11 protein-coding genes are annotated in these 16,029 nt (G+C 69.8%); 7 read left to right on the forward strand and 4 right to left on the reverse strand.

The features are described from left to right. Positions 1-57: 57 nt before the first annotated feature. Together ACVBD7_RS14465 and ACVBD7_RS14470 are read right to left on the reverse strand one after the other, a co-directional pair. Entirely contained in the window at positions 58-4,311 is a 4,254-nt protein-coding gene (locus tag ACVBD7_RS14465) for a choice-of-anchor I family protein (protein WP_458093932.1), read from the reverse strand. 95 nt (positions 4,312-4,406) lie between these two features. Continuing rightward, on the reverse strand, positions 4,407-5,561 hold the full coding sequence (locus tag ACVBD7_RS14470; RefSeq protein WP_458093933.1) for a ceramide glucosyltransferase: 1,155 nt from the start codon (positions 5,559-5,561) through the stop codon (positions 4,407-4,409). A 266-nt stretch (positions 5,562-5,827) separates the two neighbouring features. Between ACVBD7_RS14470 and pehA the strand changes: the two genes are divergently transcribed. Genes pehA through ACVBD7_RS14505 form a run of 7 tightly spaced genes read left to right on the forward strand, consistent with a single transcriptional unit; the run spans position 5,828 to position 14,485 of the window. Further along, positions 5,828-7,381 carry a phosphoric/sulfuric ester hydrolase PehA gene (gene pehA, locus ACVBD7_RS14475; protein WP_458093934.1) on the forward strand — a complete coding sequence of 518 codons (1,554 nt, stop codon included), beginning with the start codon at positions 5,828-5,830 and terminating at the stop codon, positions 7,379-7,381. Further along, complete coding sequence (locus tag ACVBD7_RS14480) at positions 7,378-9,006, forward strand: ABC transporter substrate-binding protein (RefSeq protein ID WP_458093935.1); 1,629 nt, start codon at positions 7,378-7,380, stop codon at positions 9,004-9,006. Before pehA ends, ACVBD7_RS14480 begins: the two co-directional genes overlap by 4 nt. A gap of 5 nt (positions 9,007-9,011) precedes the next feature. Next, positions 9,012-10,640 (forward strand): ABC transporter substrate-binding protein, encoded by a 1,629-nt coding sequence (locus tag ACVBD7_RS14485; RefSeq protein WP_458093936.1) that lies wholly within the window; start codon positions 9,012-9,014, stop codon positions 10,638-10,640. Continuing rightward, positions 10,640-11,620, forward strand: coding sequence for an ABC transporter ATP-binding protein (locus ACVBD7_RS14490; protein ID WP_458093937.1), 981 nt, complete (start codon positions 10,640-10,642; stop codon positions 11,618-11,620). Before ACVBD7_RS14485 ends, ACVBD7_RS14490 begins: the two co-directional genes overlap by 1 nt. Continuing rightward, positions 11,617-12,663, forward strand: a complete 1,047-nt coding sequence (locus ACVBD7_RS14495) for an ABC transporter ATP-binding protein (protein WP_458093938.1) — start codon at positions 11,617-11,619, stop codon at positions 12,661-12,663. Before ACVBD7_RS14490 ends, ACVBD7_RS14495 begins: the two co-directional genes overlap by 4 nt. Further along, positions 12,663-13,598 (forward strand): ABC transporter permease, encoded by a 936-nt coding sequence (locus ACVBD7_RS14500; RefSeq protein ID WP_458093939.1) that lies wholly within the window; start codon positions 12,663-12,665, stop codon positions 13,596-13,598. Before ACVBD7_RS14495 ends, ACVBD7_RS14500 begins: the two co-directional genes overlap by 1 nt. Beyond that, positions 13,598-14,485, forward strand: a complete 888-nt coding sequence (locus ACVBD7_RS14505; RefSeq protein WP_458093940.1) for an ABC transporter permease — start codon at positions 13,598-13,600, stop codon at positions 14,483-14,485. Before ACVBD7_RS14500 ends, ACVBD7_RS14505 begins: the two co-directional genes overlap by 1 nt. 86 nt (positions 14,486-14,571) lie before the next feature. Here ACVBD7_RS14505 and ACVBD7_RS14510 read toward each other — a convergent pair whose 3' ends face one another. Together ACVBD7_RS14510 and ACVBD7_RS14515 are read right to left on the reverse strand one after the other, a co-directional pair. Beyond that, entirely contained in the window at positions 14,572-15,174 is a 603-nt protein-coding gene (locus ACVBD7_RS14510; RefSeq protein WP_458093941.1) for a hypothetical protein, read from the reverse strand. Positions 15,175-15,190: 16 nt separating this feature from the next. Next, positions 15,191-16,024, reverse strand: coding sequence for an alkaline phosphatase family protein (locus tag ACVBD7_RS14515; protein WP_458093942.1), 834 nt, complete (start codon positions 16,022-16,024; stop codon positions 15,191-15,193). Positions 16,025-16,029 lie beyond the last annotated feature (5 nt).

Consider the following 16,029-nt stretch of genomic DNA (forward strand, 5'->3'; position numbering starts at 1 on the left):
CGAAAGCGGGCCACCGTCCCCCGGGATGGTGGCCCGCTCGCGTTTCAGGCCTAGAGGTCAGACCACCCAGATGTCCGACGCGGCCAGCGCCGTGCCGGCCACCAGCGTGCCGATACGGATCGCGGCGGCCCCACCCGCACCATCCGCATCGTAGAGCAGGGTGCCGGAAGCCTGGTCGTAGAGGACGTGCTGGTCCGCCGTGGTCGCCACGCGCCCGGCCGCGAACTCCCCAGCCGCGATCGGGCCGGAACCCGACAGCGCCGCGAAAACATCGCCGTCCAGCTCGATCCGGTCCTCGCCACCGACGAAGTCCATCACGCGGGTCAGGTTGCCCTGGCCGCCCGGCGCGTCGAAGCGGAAGCGGTCCGCACCCTCGCCACCAAACAGGTGGTTCACGCCCGTGCCGCCCATCAGCAGGTCGTCACCGCCGTTGCCGTGAAGCGTGTCGTTCCCGGCGAGACCCGAGAGGATGTTGTCCTGCGCGTTGCCAAGGATGCGGTTACCGAGCGCATTGCCCGTGCCCTCCACCGCCGTGCCCTCCATGATCAGCTTCTCGACGTTGTCGGTCAGCGTGTAGCTGATGGAAGCCGTGACGCGATCGTAGCCCTCGCCCGCAAGCTCGACCACCACGTCGCCGGCGGAGTTGACGTTGTAGCCGTCGTCCCCGGTGCCACCGAACATCTGGTCATCCCCGGCGCCACCGATGAGGCGGTCGTTGCCGCCCATCCCGTAGAGCGCGTCGCGCCCGCCATCGCCCAGCAGGCGGTCGTCGCCCGTCGTGCCGTCCTGGCGGTCGCCCAGCACCGTGTCCTCGCGGGCGGCAACATTCTGAATGCGCTCGTCCGTGGCTTGGCCGGCATCGACCTTGTCATAGGCCTCGGCCGCCGTGCCGTGCTCGGCCTTCAGGTACTCGGCCAGCGCGTCCTGCTCGCTGCCCTTGGCCGCAAAGCTGGCGGCGCCATCGGTCAGGGCGGCGTTGTTCAGCAGGTCCACCCGGTTCTCGGCATAGGCACCGATCGGGTAACCGTCGCCGCCATCCACCATGAAGCTGAGCGTCACCATGCGGATGTCTCGGCCCGCATCGCCCACCAGCACGCCGTCCCGCATGATCGTGTCGAGCACCGCGCCGTCCTCGCCGAGGATGACGAGGTTCTGCACGCGCTCACCGGCCCGCACCACCGTGCCGTCCGGGTTCAGGACTTGGGAGACCGCCGTTGCGTCGTAGCTGAAGGAGACGCCGCCGACCTGGCCGAAAGAGCCCGGGGTCGCGCCCGGTGCGACGCCGGCCACCGCGTGCTCAAAGATCCGCACCAGCTCCTCGGCCGAGACCGTGACGACGGACAGCGCGTTGTTGAAGCGCAGTGAGTTCTCAATATCGAGCTGGCTAACCGCGCCCACCGGCTTGTCCGCACCCGGGTTGCCCTGCGGGGGCAGCTCTTCCGGGTTCGCACCGGTGCCGATGGCACCGATCTCGGCCCGGATGCCGCCGCCGTTCTTGATGGAGACGGTGACCGTGGCGTCCAGCTGCTTGGCGACGAAGAGGTTCGCATCGGCCGAGAGGTTGCCGAGATTGGTCTCCTCCGTCCGCACCTCGCCGCGGCGGCCTTCCAGGTACACGTCGGTGAACCCGAAGACATTGCCGTCCTTCTGCGCGATCACCGCGGCGACGGCGTCGGTCACGTTCTTGACCTCGCCGCCACGCGTGCCCTCGGCATAGGCATCCTCGCCGGCCCAGAGGTCGGTGACCGTTTCCTCGTTCACGGCATAGGCGCCGGAGACGTCCGGGTCCACGCTGTCGCGGATGATGTCGCCATTCGCGTCGAAGGTGACGACAAGGCGACCGACATAGGAGTACTCGCTGCCCGTGTTCACCACCGCCACGGTCTTGCCGTTCGCGCCGGTGACAAAGGTCGGGTAGTCCTGGGCCGCCGTGTCGCCGGGCTGCAGAACGTCGCCATCATCAGCGAAGACCGCGTGGCTGCCGCCAGAGATGATCACGTCCACGCCGCTCAGCTTGCCGGCGAGATCCAGTTCCAGCTGGTACTGCTGGAGATGGCTGAGCAGGATGATCTTATCCAGGCCCTGCGCCGTCATCTGGTCGATCAGCGGCTGCAGGATGGCAGCCAGCTCGGTCGTGTTGTCCACGCCGCCATCACCGGCCGGGTCCATCACCTTCACGCCGCCGATGGAGGAGATGGAGGCGAGGAGTTGGGTCGTAACGCCGAGCACGCCGATCGTCTCGCCGCCCTCGGTGATCGTGGTCCAGGGAGCCACTTGCTGGTCCGCGGCCTCTGCATTCAGCGCATCGCCGCTGGCCAGGTCGCCCGCCACAGTCGCATAGCTCGCCGCGTCACGCAGAGCGGCGGTGTAGAGCGCCCGCATCGCCGGATCGGCGCTGAAATCGAGATTGGCGGAGAGGTAGGGGAACATCCCGCCGATCGAGGTGACCGCAGAGGCCGTGGTGCCGGCGCCCTTGGTGAAGTCGATCGCGGCGGCGACGGCGTTCGGGCCGAAGTCCCATTCATGGTTGCCAAAGACGCTCGCCTGCACGCCAAGCGCGTTCATGATAGCGATGTCGATCGTGGCCGGGTTCAGCGCCAATCCAGCGAGGTCGGAGGCGGGCACACCGAGCAGCCAGGCATAGAGGTCCTGCAGCTCGTTCTTCACGCTCGGGTCGGTGCCGGCGGCGTTGAAGGGGCTGGGGATGTAGTTGTCACCCGATGACAGGGTGATGCTGTTGGCGACGCTGTCCTCCAGCTTGTCCACGATGGCCGCGAACTGGCTGGCGCGGGTGGTGGCCGCGAGCCCCGCCTCGAAGTCGGAGGCGTGCAGGATCTGCAGGGTGAAGCTGCCGTCATTCGCGGCCAGCTTGTGCGCCGTCGTCACGCCCGAGCCCTCGGCCGGGGCGATCAGCATTGGGCCGCCCACGGAGGCCGGTGCGTCCTCGGCAGAGACGAAATGGATGGCCTCCGGTGCATCGCTCGTCTCGATCACCCCGGCATACTCGGCCGAGGTCGGGGAGGTGATGGCGAAGGACATCACGGCGTCCGACCGCTCGAGCGCCACAAAAGCGTAGAGCTGGCCATCGATGGTGCCGAGGGTGATGCTCTCCGGCTCCGGGCCCTTGTCGTCCGAGCGCCCATCGTCGAGCAGATCGGGCCGGACCTGGGCCAGCATGCTCTCGATCATGTCGCCGGAGTCGAAGGTCTGGGTCAGGCCGTTCTCGCCCACTTCCCAGATCGAGAAGCTGCGCGCGCCGAGAGTGTGGATGACGTCGATGTCGCCGTCCCCATCCGTGTCGCCGTCAACGAGGGAGATGTTAAGGCGGCCGAGCTCGGCGTCGTTCTTCAGCGCGGCGATGCCTTCCGCGCCACCGAAGCTGGCCGCGTCGAGATTGGCGTTCTTCAGCCGGCCCACGTCGTTGTAGCTGCCCCACTCGGAGGCGTCGCCCTCATTGGCGGTGACGAGGTAGGTGCGGCCGCCGGACTCGAAGGTGGCGATGCCGTCGGGCATGTACATGCCGTGGACGGGGGCGGTGCCGATATTCACGCCGCCGTCGCGGTCCGAGGTGTCGAGTCCGTTGCCTTCGACCGAATGGTCCTTGGTGCCGAGGCCGAAGATGCCGGTGTAGCTCAGGGTCTCCAGGTCCAGCGTCGCGATCGCGTTGTTTTCCTGCAGCGTGATGTAGGCCTTCGTGCCATCGGCGGAGACGGCAATGTATTCCGGCTCGAGATCGGTCGCGGCGGTGACACCGTCCACACCCGTGATGCGAACGCCGGCGGCGCGCAGCGCCTCGGTGTCGAACCCGCCGAAGCCGAGGAAGGTGCTGCCGCCCGTCGCCACATCGATCACGGCCACGCCGCCAACGGGGTCGCCCGAGGCGTTCACGCCATAATTGTCATTCGGCTCGCCCTCGATCGCCACCAGCAGGCGGCTGCCATCGGGCGTGAAGGTCACCATGTCCGGTACGGCGCCAACCTCGACCTGGCGGATCAGGGTCGCCGCGCTGCCATCGGCCGCGATGCGGTACATGGCGACCGTTCCGTTGCCACCGTCCGTCGCATTATCATAGGCCACGGCCATGACGTCGCCGAACACCGCCACGCTGTTGCCGGTCCCCAGTGCGCCGAGCGCGGAGGAGGGAAGGCTGAAGCGGAGCGCGCCATCGGCGGCGCTCAACGCCTCGACCCCGTTGGGGCCAAGAACCAGCACGAGGCCGCGCACGGCGTCATAGGCGATCACCTCCGCGCTGCCGGCGGCGGAGTCGGAGCTGTCCCTGCTCCAGAGCAGGTCCGCATTGATATCGGGCATGGTCTCGGGCCTTTCCGTCACGGAGAGCGACAGCGCGGGCAGTTACCCGGCCTTAAAACTTCGTTCATGCATGGTTTTGTGACACCTGCGCCGGGTCAGTCGCCCGCGGTGCCCGGGGACTCAGTTGCCACCCGCGAAAAGCTGATGCGCATCGCGTTGCCACGCCACACGGTCTGCCCGGCTGTCCAGGCCGCGACCCACATGGCTGGGATCACCAGGTCCCTTACCAGGAAGGCCAGAACCAGCCGCCAGGACAGCGGCCAACCCTTGCGCGCTGCCAGCGCAGCCTCCGCCCCGTACCAGAGCAGCGCCAGCACGGCCGCCGCGAGCGGCAGGCTGATCCCGGCACCGGCCGCCGCGCCCAGCCCCAGGGCGAGCGGCACCGCGCCGCCACTCAGGATTTCCGGCGCAAAAAAGGCGGGAAAGGTGACGCGGCGCAGGCGAGCCCAGCGCACCTGCCGGTCCCAGACCTGGCGCGCGGTGCGCGGACCGAGGGGCTGATCGAAAGGCGAATCCACCAGATGCACATGCAGACCCGCCGCGCGCACCAGCTTGGTCGCCGCGGCATCCTCGGCGATCTCGGCGCCCAGCGCCCGGATGCCGCCATGGGCGTCCAGCACGTCACGTCGCCACAGCATGCTCTTGCCCTGCGCGAAGCCGAGGCCCACGCGCTCCCCCGCGTACTGCCAGCGGGCCTGGAGCGTGTTGAGGAAGGCGCATTCCACATGCGCCCAGAAGCTGCCGGGCCGTACGCCGAGCGGGGTGGAGCAGACCAGCCCCGTATCCGGGCGCCAGGCCCGGAACAGCTGCTGCACGTAATCCGAGGGCATCAGAACATTGGAGTCGGCAAGGATGATCCAGCCATGCCGCGCCTCCCGCCAGCCCTTCACGCAGTTGTTCAGCTTGGGATTCGCGCTGACGCGGTCCTCCCCCACCAGAAGCCGGACATCGACGCCGGGATGGGCGGCCATCAGCTTCTGGATGAGGGGAACCACCGGATCCTCTGCGTGATCGACGCAGAAAAGGATCTCGTGCTCGGGATGGTTCAGCGCGAAGCTGGTCCCGAGCGTCTCCTCGATGAAAGGCTCGATTCCGCAGACCGGCCGAACGATCGTCACGGCAGGCGCATGCGCCAGTGGTGCCGCCGGACGCCCGCGCGGCCGCAGACGCGACCAAGCAAGGCCGATGCTGGCGAGGTTGATGGCCGAGAGGGCGGCCGCAGCGGCCCCGGCTAGGACGACAATGCTCATTGCGTCGCGCACGCCTTGAGCATGTCGCCAGGGAAGGCGCCGCTCGGCGCCGGTGCCTTGGTTCCGATCATCCGCCTACCTGCGCCACGGCCGCCGACACGCATCTTGCAATGGCGTGAAACATCCGTGACAGGCTACGCGTGTGCTGCCGTTTCCGTGGCCCGCGCGAGCGGCTCGCGCTGTCACGCGACGGACACCCTGACGACGCAGAGCTGTCGCCGATCCGCAGTAAGCGTCCCGCGCCTTCCGGGACTCCCACGGCCGACATGCCCAGCTCCTCTCGCCGCAACGTGCTTCTCGTCGTCGTCGACCAGTGGCGCGCCGATTTCGTGCCCGCCCTCGGCGCGGGCTTCCTGAAAACGCCAAATCTCGACCGGCTGTGCCGCGAGGGCGTGACCTTCCGCAACCACGTCACCAATACCGTGCCCTGCGGCCCGGCCCGCGCCAGCCTGCTGACCGGCCTGTACCTGATGAACCACCGGGCCGTGCAGAACACGGTGCCGCTGGATGCGCGCCACACCAACTTGGCGAAGGAGCTGCGGCGCATCGGCTACGACCCCGCACTGATCGGCTACACCACCAGCACCCCGGACCCGCGTACCACCAGCGCGCTCGACCCGCGCTTCACCACGCTGGGCGATCTGATGGACGGATTCCGCGCCGTGGGTGCCTTCGAGCCGAGCATGGACGGGTATTTCGGCTGGCTCGCCCAGAAGGGCTACCCGCTGCCGCCGAACCGCGAGGACATTTGGCTGCCCGAGGGCGAGGACGAGGTGCCGGGCGCCACGAACCGCCCCAGCCGCATCCCCGCCGAGTTTTCCGACACAGCCTATTTCACCGAGCGTGCGCTGAGCTACCTGAAGGGCCGCAACGGCAAGCCCTGGTTCCTGCATCTCGGCTACTACCGCCCGCACCCGCCCTTCATCGCTCCCGCGCCCTACAACAGCATGTACCGGCCCGAGGACATGCCTGCGCCGATCCGCGCCGGCAACTGGAAGGAGGAAGCGGCGCAACACCCGCTACTCGACTTCTACCTGCGCGGGATCAGCCAGGGCTCCTTCTTCCACGGCGCCGGCGGCGCCGCGACGGCGCTGGATGCCGGTTCCATCGCGCAGATGCGCGCCACCTATTGCGGCATGATCTCGGAGGTGGATGCGGCGCTCGGCCAGGTCGTCGCCTATCTCGAGGAGACGGGCCAGTGGGACGACACGCTGGTCATCTTCACCTCCGACCATGGCGAGCAGCTCGGTGACCATTACCTGCTCGGCAAGGTCGGCTACCACGATGAGAGCTTCCGCATCCCGCTGGTGATCAAGGACCCCGACGCGCCAGCCTCCGCCGCCGGCCGGATCGAGGATGCCTTTACTGAGAGCGTGGACGTGATGCCCACCATCCTCGACTGGCTGGGCGGCGATGCGCCCCGGGCCTGCGACGGCCACTCGCTGCTGCCCGTGCTGGCGAGCGGTCCGCCGGCCGGGTGGCGCGACCACCTCTTCTACGAATACGATTTCCGTGACGTCTTCTATTCGCGCCCCGAGGACGATCTCGGCCTGCACATGGATGATTGCTCGCTCCTCGTCGTGCAGGACAGCAGGTGGAAATACGTCCATTTCGCCGCCCTGCCGCCGCTGCTCTTCGACCTGGAGGCCGATCCGAACGGCTTCCACAACCTGGCCGAAGACCCCGCCCATGCCAGCACCGTGCGCGACATGGCGCAGCGCGCTCTGTCCCACCGCATGCGCCATGCCGAGCGCACGCTGACCCATTTCCGCGCGACCCCCACCGGTCTCGAAGATCGCCTCGAGGAGCGAACCGCATGAACCTCTCCCGCCGCCCCCTTCTCCTCGGTGCCGCCGCGGCTGCGGCATCCCTGCCGCGCTTCGCCATCGGCCAGTCCGACCAGCGCCCGGCAATCAATATCGCCGTGCAGAAGATCAGCAACTCCAACACGCTGGAGGTGCTGCGCGAGCAGTCCAATGTCGGTGAGCGCATCTTCTTCTCCTCCCTTTGGGAGGGACTGATCGGGCGCGACTGGCAGAACGAGTTGAAGACCGTGCCGGGCCTGGCCACGTCCTGGCGCCGCGTGTCTGACAGCGTGGTCGAGCTGACGCTGCGGGAGGGTGTCCGCTTCCACAACGGCGACGTGATGACGGCCGAGGACGTGGCCTTCTCCTTCAGCCGCGAGCGCATGTTCGGTGACACGCAGCCAACCGCCCAGGGCCGCACCATCTCCATCCGCGGTGACATCATCCCCTCCCCCGCCCAGCGCGAGCTGCCGGCCGAGGTGACCGGCGTCGCCCGCCGTGCCTGGCCTGCGCTGGAGCGGGTGGAGATCGTGGATGCCCGGACCGTGCGCTTCCACAACGCCACACCGGACGTGACGCTGGAGGGCCGCCTGTCACGCTTCGGCAGCGAGATTATCTCGCGCCGTGCCTATCAGGAGGCAGCCGGCTGGTTCGACTGGGCGCGTAAGCCCGTGCTCACGGGCCCGTACAAAGTGGTGGAGTTCCGCCCGGACCACTCCCTTACGCTTGCCGCGCATGACGAGTACTGGGGCGGCCGCCCGCCGCTGCGCCAGATCCGCTTCCTCGAGATCCCCGAGGTGTCTGCCCGCATCAATGCGCTCCGCACCGGCGAGGTGCAGTTCGCCTGCGACATCCCGCCCGACCAGATCTCCGGCATCGAGCGCGACCGTGCCTATGAGGTGCAGGGCGGCACAATCCTGAACCACCGCATTTCCGTCTTCGACAAGAACAATCCCGCGCTGCGCGATGCGCGGGTGCGCCGCGCCATCACTCACTCCATCGACCGCAAGGCGATCGTGGACAGCCTTTGGGGCGGCCGGACCGTCGTCCCGCGCGGGCTGCAGTTCGAGTACTATGGCGACATGTTCGTCTCGGACTGGGAGGTGCCGAGCTACGATCCGACGCTGGCCCGCAACCTGCTGCGTGAGGCCGGCTACAAGGGCGAGCCGATCCCCTATCGCCTGCTGAACAACTACTACATCAACCAGACTCCGACCTCGCAGGTGCTGGTGGAGATGTGGCGTCAGGTTGGCCTGAACGTGCAGATCGACATGAAGGAGAACTGGAGCCAGGTGCTCGACCGCAACGGCAGCCGCGGCGTGTACGACTGGTCCGCCAGCGCCCCCTTCAACGATCCCGTGTCCTGCAACGTGAACCAGTGGGGTCCGAACGGTCAGCCGCAGCAGGTCGGAATCTGGACCAATGAGGAGAGCAACCGCATCTCCGTGCTGCTCGAGACCTCGATGGACCGCGCCGAGCGCAAGCGGGCCTTCCGCCGCATGCTTGAGATCTGTGAGCGCGAGGACCCGGCCTACACCGTTCTGCACCAGAACGCGACCTTCACGGCGAAGCGCAAGGACATCCGCTGGCGCGCGGCCCCGGCCTTCGCCATGGACTTCCGCCAGGGCAACTGGGGCTGATCGCGGTGCCGGTCCTCTCTCGTCGCGCCGCGCTGGCCTCCGCCGGTGCCCTGGCGCTGCCGCGCTTCGCCATCGCGCAGTCCGACCAGCGCCCTTCCGTCACGGTCGCCGTGCAGAAGGTGGCGAACACCAACACGCTGGAGACGCTGCGCGAGCAGTCGAACGTCGGCACGCGGCATGGTGGCCTGTATGGCGAGGCGCTGATCGAGCAGGACTGGCTCGGCGATCTCGGCCTCAAGCCGGGCCTCGCCACCGAATGGCGCCGGGTGGACGACCGCACGCTGGAATTCGCCCTGCGCCCCGGCGTGCGCTTCCACGATGGCCGGGAGATGACGGCGGAGGACGTCGCCTTCTCCTTCGGCCCCGGCCGCATGTGGGGCGCGGACCCCGCCTCCGCGCGCAACCTCTTCGGCAGCGTCCCCGGCCGCACGGGCGGCAAGGAGCCGCCGCCGGAGGCCGCCGCCATCGCGCGCCGCACCTATCCGGGCTTCGAGCGCATCGAGGTCGTGGATGCGCGCACCGTCCGCTACGTGAACAAGGTGGCCGATCCGGCGCTGGAGGGGCGGCTTTCCCGCACCACCGGCATGATCCTCTCCCAGGCCGGGTTCGACGCCGCGAATTCCTGGCTGGACTGGGCGCGCAAGCCCGTCGGCACCGGCCCCTACAAGGTGGCCGAGTTCCGCCCGGACCAGTCCCTCACCCTGCTGGCGCATGACGACCACTGGCGCGGCCGCCCGCCGCTGCGCCAGGTGCGATTCATCGAGGTGCCCGAGGTTTCCGGCCGCATCAACATGCTGCTTTCCGGCGAGGCCGATTTCGCCTGCGACATCCCGCCCGACCAGATCGGCGGGCTGGACCGCACCGCGCGTCACGAGGTGGTGGGCGGCCCGATCATGAACCACCGCATCACGGTGTTCGACAAGTCGCATCCCAGCCTGCGCGACGCCCGCATCCGCCGCGCCTTCACCCATTCCATCGATCGCAAGTCGATCGTGGACGCTCTCTGGGCGGGCAAGGCACCGATCCCGCGCGGCGAGCAGTTCGACTTCTACGGCCCGATGCTGCAGGCCGATTGGGAAGCCCCGCGCTTCGACCCTGCCGAGGCTCGCCGCCTTCTGCGCGAAGCCAACTACCGCGGCGAGCCGATCCCCTACCGCCTGCTCAACAACTACTACACCGCCCAGGTCGCCACGGCGCAGATCCTGGTCGAGGGCTGGCGCGCGGTCGGGCTGAACGTGGTGATTGAGATGAAGGAGAACTTCCCGCAGGTTCTCTCGAACCAGGGTGCGGGCACGGCGACCGGTCGTGGCGTGCGGGACTGGTCCAACTCCGCCTCCTTCAACGACCCGGTGTCGTCGTTGACCGCCGCCCATGGTCCGGAAGGCCAGCAGTGGCAGATCAACGAGTGGCGCAACGAGGAATTCGGCCGACTCTCCGCGGTGCTGGAGGGCTCGATGAGTCTCGATGACCGCCGCCGCGCCTTCCGCCGCATGCTCGAGATCATCGAGCGCGAGGACCCCGGCTACACCGTGCTGCACCAGACGCTGAACTTCACCGCCAAGCGCCGCGACCTGCCCTGGCGCGCCGGGCAGTCCTTCGCCATGGACTTCTCCGCCCGCAACTGGGGTGCGTGATGGCCCCGCTGGTGGAAATGCGCGGCCTCACCGCCGCCTTCGATGGCATCCCCGCCCTTCATGGCGTGGACCTCGCCATCGGGCGCGGGGAAGCCGTGGCGCTGGTCGGTGAATCCGGCTGCGGCAAGTCCGTCACCTGGCTCGCCGCCCTCGGCCTGCTCCCGGGCAAGGCCACTGTCGGCGGCAGCGTGCGCCTGGATGGCCAGGAAATCCTGCACGCCGCCCCCACCGTGCTGGACCGCGTGCGCGGCGGCCGCGTAGCGATGATCTTCCAGGACCCCGCGAGCAGCCTGAACCCCGTGCACCGCATCGGCCGCCAGATCACGGAGGCCCTGCGTCTGCATCGGGGTATCTCCGGCGACGCCGCGCGCGAGGAGGCCCGCCGCCTGCTGGACCGCGTCGGCATGCCCGATGCCCGGCGCCGCCTGGACGCCTATCCGCACGAGCTCTCCGGCGGCCAGAACCAGCGCGTGATGATCGCCATGGCCCTCGCAGGCCAACCCGAGCTGCTGGTGGCGGACGAGCCCACCACCGCGCTCGACGTCACCATTCAGGCGCAGATCCTGGAACTGCTGGCCGAGATCCGGCGCGACACCGGCATGGCCCTCGTGCTCATCTCCCATGATCTCGGCGTGGTGGCGGAAACCTGCGACCGCGTTTGCGTCATGTATGCCGGCCGCATCGTGGAGGAGACCTCCTCCGCCGAACTCTTCACCGCGCCCGCCCATCCCTATGCCGCCGGCCTGCTCGCCGCCCTGCCGCCGATCGACGGCCCGCGCCGCCCATTGGCCGCCATCCCCGGCGGCGTGCCCGAGCCCTGGGCCATACCGCCCGGCTGCCCCTACGCGCCGCGCTGCCCACGCCACGTCGCGGCCTGCGATGCCGCCCCGCCGCTGCTTCTCCCGGTCGCGCCCGCCCATCGCGCCGCCTGCATCCGCCCCATCGAGCACGCCCGCGCCCCGGAGCCCATCCCGGCATGACCGACGCCCATCCCGAGCCGCTGCTGCACGCCCAGGACCTCGTCCGCCGTTACGCCATGCGCCAGGGCTTCTTCGGCAGATCCGTCGAGGTGCGCGCGGTGGATGGCGTTTCCCTCACCCTGCATCGCGGCCGTACCCTCGGCCTGGTCGGCGAATCCGGCTGCGGCAAGTCCACCACCGGCCGGATGGTGCTGGGGCTGGAGGTGCCGGATTCCGGCGGCGTGGCCTTCAAGAACGAGCAGATGCCGCATCCCTCCTCGCCGGAATGGCGCCGCCTGCGGGCGCGGATGGCGATGGTCTACCAGGACCCGCTCGGCGCCATGGACCGGCGCCTAACCATCGGCGCCCAGATCGCGGAGCCGCTGGAGATCCACAACATCGGCACGCGCGCCGACCGGCCCGGCCGGGTGGAGGCGCTGCTGCGCGATGTCGGCCTGCGCGCCGATCACGCCACGCGCTACCCGCACGAGCTCTCCGGCGGCCAGCGCCAGCGCGCGGTGCTGGCGCGCGCGCTCGCCACCGGCCCGGACCTGCTGGTCTGCGACGAACCGATCAGCGCGCTCGACGTCTCCATCCAGGCCCAGGTGATGAACCTGCTGACGGAGGTGCAGGCGCGCACCGGCGTCGCCATGCTGTTCATCTCGCACGATCTGCGCGCGGTGCGGCAGATGAGCCACCGCGTCGCCGTCATGTATCTCGGCCGCGTGGTGGAGGAAGGCGATCCGGATGCGGTGCTACACGACCCCGCGCATCCGTATGCCCAGGCCCTCGTTTCCGCCATCCCGCATCCCGGCCGGCGCGGCGGGCGCATCGTGCTCAGGGGCGACCCGCCCAACCCTGCCGCCCGCCCGCCCGGCTGCGCCTTCCACCCGCGCTGCGCCTTCGCCGCCGCCCTCTGCGCGCGCGAGGTGCCGCCGTTGAAGCGCCGCAGCTCCGATGGCCGGCTGGTGGCCTGCCACGTCGCCCATGGCGATGTCGCGCCGAATGACGGCGCGGTGCCCACCGCCATTTCCGAACCCGTGCCGGAACGGATGAACGCCTGATGCTTCGCTTCCTCGGCACCCGCCTTGCCCGCGCGCTGCTCACCCTCGCGCTGGTGGTCACCTTCGCCTTCGTCGTGCTGCGCCTCTCGGGCGACCCCGCGCTGCTCATCATGTCGGCCGACGCGCCGCCCGAGGCCGTCGCCGCCTTCCGCCAAGCCTGGGGCCTCAACGACCCGATCTGGCAGCAGTATCTCCGTTACTTCACCGCCATTTTCCGCGGCGATCTCGGCCAGTCCATGCGTGACGGCCGCCCGGCGGTCGAGCTGGTGGCCGAGCGCGTGCCCGCCACCCTCGCGCTCACCATCCCCGCCCTGCTGATCAAGATCGGGCTGGGCATCCCCGCCGGCGTCTATGCCGCGCTCCACCGCAACTCCTTCGCCGACCGCGCGGTGATGATGCTGGCCGTTGCCGGCTTCACCGTGCCCTCCTTCGTGCTCGGCCTGGTGCTGGTGCTGGTCTTCGCAGTCACCCTCGGCTGGCTGCCCTCCGGCGGGCAGGAGAGCTGGCGGCACGCGATCCTGCCCGTGATCACGCTGGGCATCGGCGGCGCCGGCGTGCTGGCGCGCTTCACCCGCTCCGCCATGCTGGAGGTGCTGGGCCAGCCCTATATGCGCACCGCACTGGCCAAGGGCGTGCCCTGGTCCGTCGCCGTACGGCGCCACGCCCTGCCCAACGCGGCCATCCCGACCGTCACGATCGTCGGTTTCATGGTCGGCAGCCTTCTCGCCGGCGCGGTGGTGGTGGAAAGCGTGTTCTCCTGGCCAGGCGTCGGGCGGCTGCTGGTGGTGGCCGTGGCGAACCGGGACCTGGCGGTGGTGCAGTGTATCCTGCTGCTGGTCGCGGCCACGATGGTCGCCGCCAACCTGGCCGTGGACCTGCTCTACGGCGTGCTCGATCCGCGCCTGCGCGCGGCGCCCCGGGGAGCGACCGCCTGATGTCCGACATCGCCCTCTCCCCCGTCGCCGCGCCCGCCGTCACCGCGCCTCCGAAGCGCCGCCGCGCGCGCATGCCCGCGCTGGTGGTCTTCGCCCTGGGATGGCTGGCGCTGATGCTGTTCGTGGCCCTGGCCGCCGACCTGATCAGCCCCTTCCCCTACACTGCACTCGACCTGCGCAACCGCCTGACGCCACCCATCGGCATGGGCGGGGAATGGCTGCACCCGATGGGCACGGACGAGCTGGGGCGCGACGTGCTGTCCCGCCTCATCCAGTCCATCCGCATGAGCCTGCTGATCGCCTTCGGCGCCACCACCATCGCGGCGGTGCTCGGCATCTCCCTCGGCTTCCTCGCCGCGCATTTCCGCGGGCTCGTCGAGCAAGCAGTGTTGGCGCTGGTGGATTTCCAGGCCGCCATGCCCTTCCTCATCCTGGCGTTGGCGGTGCTGGCCTTCTTCGGCAATGCGCTGCCGCTCTTCATCTGCCTGCTCGGCCTCCATGGCTGGGAACGCTACGCCCGCATCGCGCGCGGCCTCGCGGTCAGCGCCGGCGCGCAGGGCTATGCCGCGGCGGTCCGCCAGCTCGGCGCCTCGCCCTGGCGCGTCTATGGGCGGCATGTGCTGCCCAATATCGCCTCGACCCTCATCGTCTCCATGACCCTCGCCTTTCCCGAGGTCATCCTGCTGGAAAGCGGGCTGTCCTTCCTCGGCCTCGGCGTGCAGCCGCCGATGACCTCGCTCGGCAACATGGTCGGCTACGGGCGGGAATACCTAACGCGGGCGCCCTGGATCCTGCTCGCCCCCTCCGCGGTGATCGTGCTGACCACCCTGTCGGTCAGCCTGCTGGGCGACTGGCTGCGGGACCGGCTGGACCCGACGCTGCGCTGAGCGGCGTCAGCGAGCGTGGGACGCGGCGCGCGGGCGGCGTGATCCGCCCGCGCTGCTCGACGGATCGGGCGGTCAGGACACTGGTCTCAGCCCGAACGCCCACCCTCCCGCACGAGGCTGCCGCGCCCCTCCCCGGCCAGCACCAGGCGCTGCGCGTAACCGCCAGCGCCCGTCTCCAGCACCCGCCGCGCGCGCATCGGCCCATCCGACAGCAGCGACCGCCCCGCCACGGGCGCGACCGGCGCCGCGCCGAGCAGAGAGAGCAAGGTGGGCGCGATATCCACCAGCCCCACCGGCGCCGCATCCTCGCCCGGCGCCACCCCGGCCATCCGCAGGGCAATGAGGTTCGCCATCTCCCGGCGATGGATCCCGCCGTGCATGCCGCCCCCGCGCGGGAAGTTCTTCCCCACGATTGGGCTACATCCCGGCAAGCCGAACGGGTCCAGCCCATCACCACCGCGCATCCCGACAAGAAGCGGCGCGGAGCGGGCGTGGTCGGCATTCACGAGGGCCAAGTCGAAGGTGCCGGGGAACCGTCCTTCCACCCCGTTGCCGCCGCCGGCCAGCAGCGCGCCGCACCAGGGCTGCTCCCGCAGGTCAGCCACCAGCCGCTCCAGCCGCGCCGCGTCGGGTTGCCTGGGCCACAGCCAGCACATCGTGCCCGCCGCGATCGACAGGTCCGCCCCCATTCGATCGAGCGAGGCGTCAAACCCCCTGCACGGCCAGTTCGGAAACGAGATCGAAGACCTCATCCGTCCCGACATGCCCGTGATCGGACATGGCGATCACCGCCATCCGCTCCGCCTCCGGCAGGCGCTCCGCCGCTTCCAGCACCCGCGCGAAGGCGTCATCGGCCGCGCGCGTGGCAATGCGCGTCGCCTCCGTGTCCATGCCGCTGTAGTGAAAGGACCAGTCCGGCTCCGTCAGCCATAGCAGCGCGACATCGGGCGCCACCTCCGGCAGGACCACATCCGCCATCGCACGGCCGGCGTAATCCAGCAGGCCAAGCTTGTCCGCCTGCCCCGAAGGCGGCGCCCCGGTCCGCTCCACCACCCGGTCCCAGGCCTCCGGCGTCTCGCTCGCCTCGCGCCCGGCCAGGCTCAGCACGAAGGAGCCATTCGCCGCCGCGCGGGGATCGAGCAGATAGGCACCGCCGGGCGAACCACTGTGCACGAGCGCAAAGCGCCGCCCCGCCGCCGCAAGCGAATCCGCGAAGCGCGGCACCGCGACGAAGCGCGGCCCGTGCAGCGCCGTCGCCCGCCGCATGTCCTCCACCGAGGCGGTGTCGAGGAACCGCCCCTCCCGCGCCGCCGGGTCCGGAAAGGCGTTCTGGATGATGCCGCTGACCGCCGGTGGCACCCCCGTGCCGATGGTGGTGGCGCAGACGCGGGTGAGCGAGGGAAACACCGAGGAGGCCTCGGGGAAGCGCCTGGATCCACCCAGGAAGGCCGACAGCGCCGGCATTCGCTCCGGCGTGACGAGATCGGGCCGCAGCCCGTCGAACAGCACGATCAGCACGCGGCTGGCGGTCGGGCTCATGGCGG

It is taken from the genome of Roseomonas sp. WA12, from assembly GCF_054165765.1.

Excerpts from the sequence above, each read along its gene's own strand:
- ACVBD7_RS14465 (WP_458093932.1), bottom strand. The coding sequence starts at position 4,311 with ATGCCCGATATCAATGCGGACCTGCTCTGGAGCAGGGACAGCTCCGAC.
- ACVBD7_RS14470 (WP_458093933.1), bottom strand. The coding sequence starts at position 5,561 with ATGAGCATTGTCGTCCTAGCCGGGGCCGCTGCGGCCGCCCTCTCGGCC.
- pehA (WP_458093934.1), top strand. The coding sequence starts at position 5,828 with ATGCCCAGCTCCTCTCGCCGCAACGTGCTTCTCGTCGTCGTCGACCAG.
- ACVBD7_RS14480 (WP_458093935.1), top strand. The coding sequence starts at position 7,378 with ATGAACCTCTCCCGCCGCCCCCTTCTCCTCGGTGCCGCCGCGGCTGCG.
- ACVBD7_RS14490 (WP_458093937.1), top strand. The coding sequence starts at position 10,640 with ATGGCCCCGCTGGTGGAAATGCGCGGCCTCACCGCCGCCTTCGATGGC.
- ACVBD7_RS14495 (WP_458093938.1), top strand. The coding sequence starts at position 11,617 with ATGACCGACGCCCATCCCGAGCCGCTGCTGCACGCCCAGGACCTCGTC.
- ACVBD7_RS14500 (WP_458093939.1), top strand. The coding sequence starts at position 12,663 with ATGCTTCGCTTCCTCGGCACCCGCCTTGCCCGCGCGCTGCTCACCCTC.
- ACVBD7_RS14505 (WP_458093940.1), top strand. The coding sequence starts at position 13,598 with ATGTCCGACATCGCCCTCTCCCCCGTCGCCGCGCCCGCCGTCACCGCG.
- ACVBD7_RS14510 (WP_458093941.1), bottom strand. The coding sequence starts at position 15,174 with ATGGGGGCGGACCTGTCGATCGCGGCGGGCACGATGTGCTGGCTGTGG.
- ACVBD7_RS14515 (WP_458093942.1), bottom strand. The coding sequence starts at position 16,024 with ATGAGCCCGACCGCCAGCCGCGTGCTGATCGTGCTGTTCGACGGGCTG.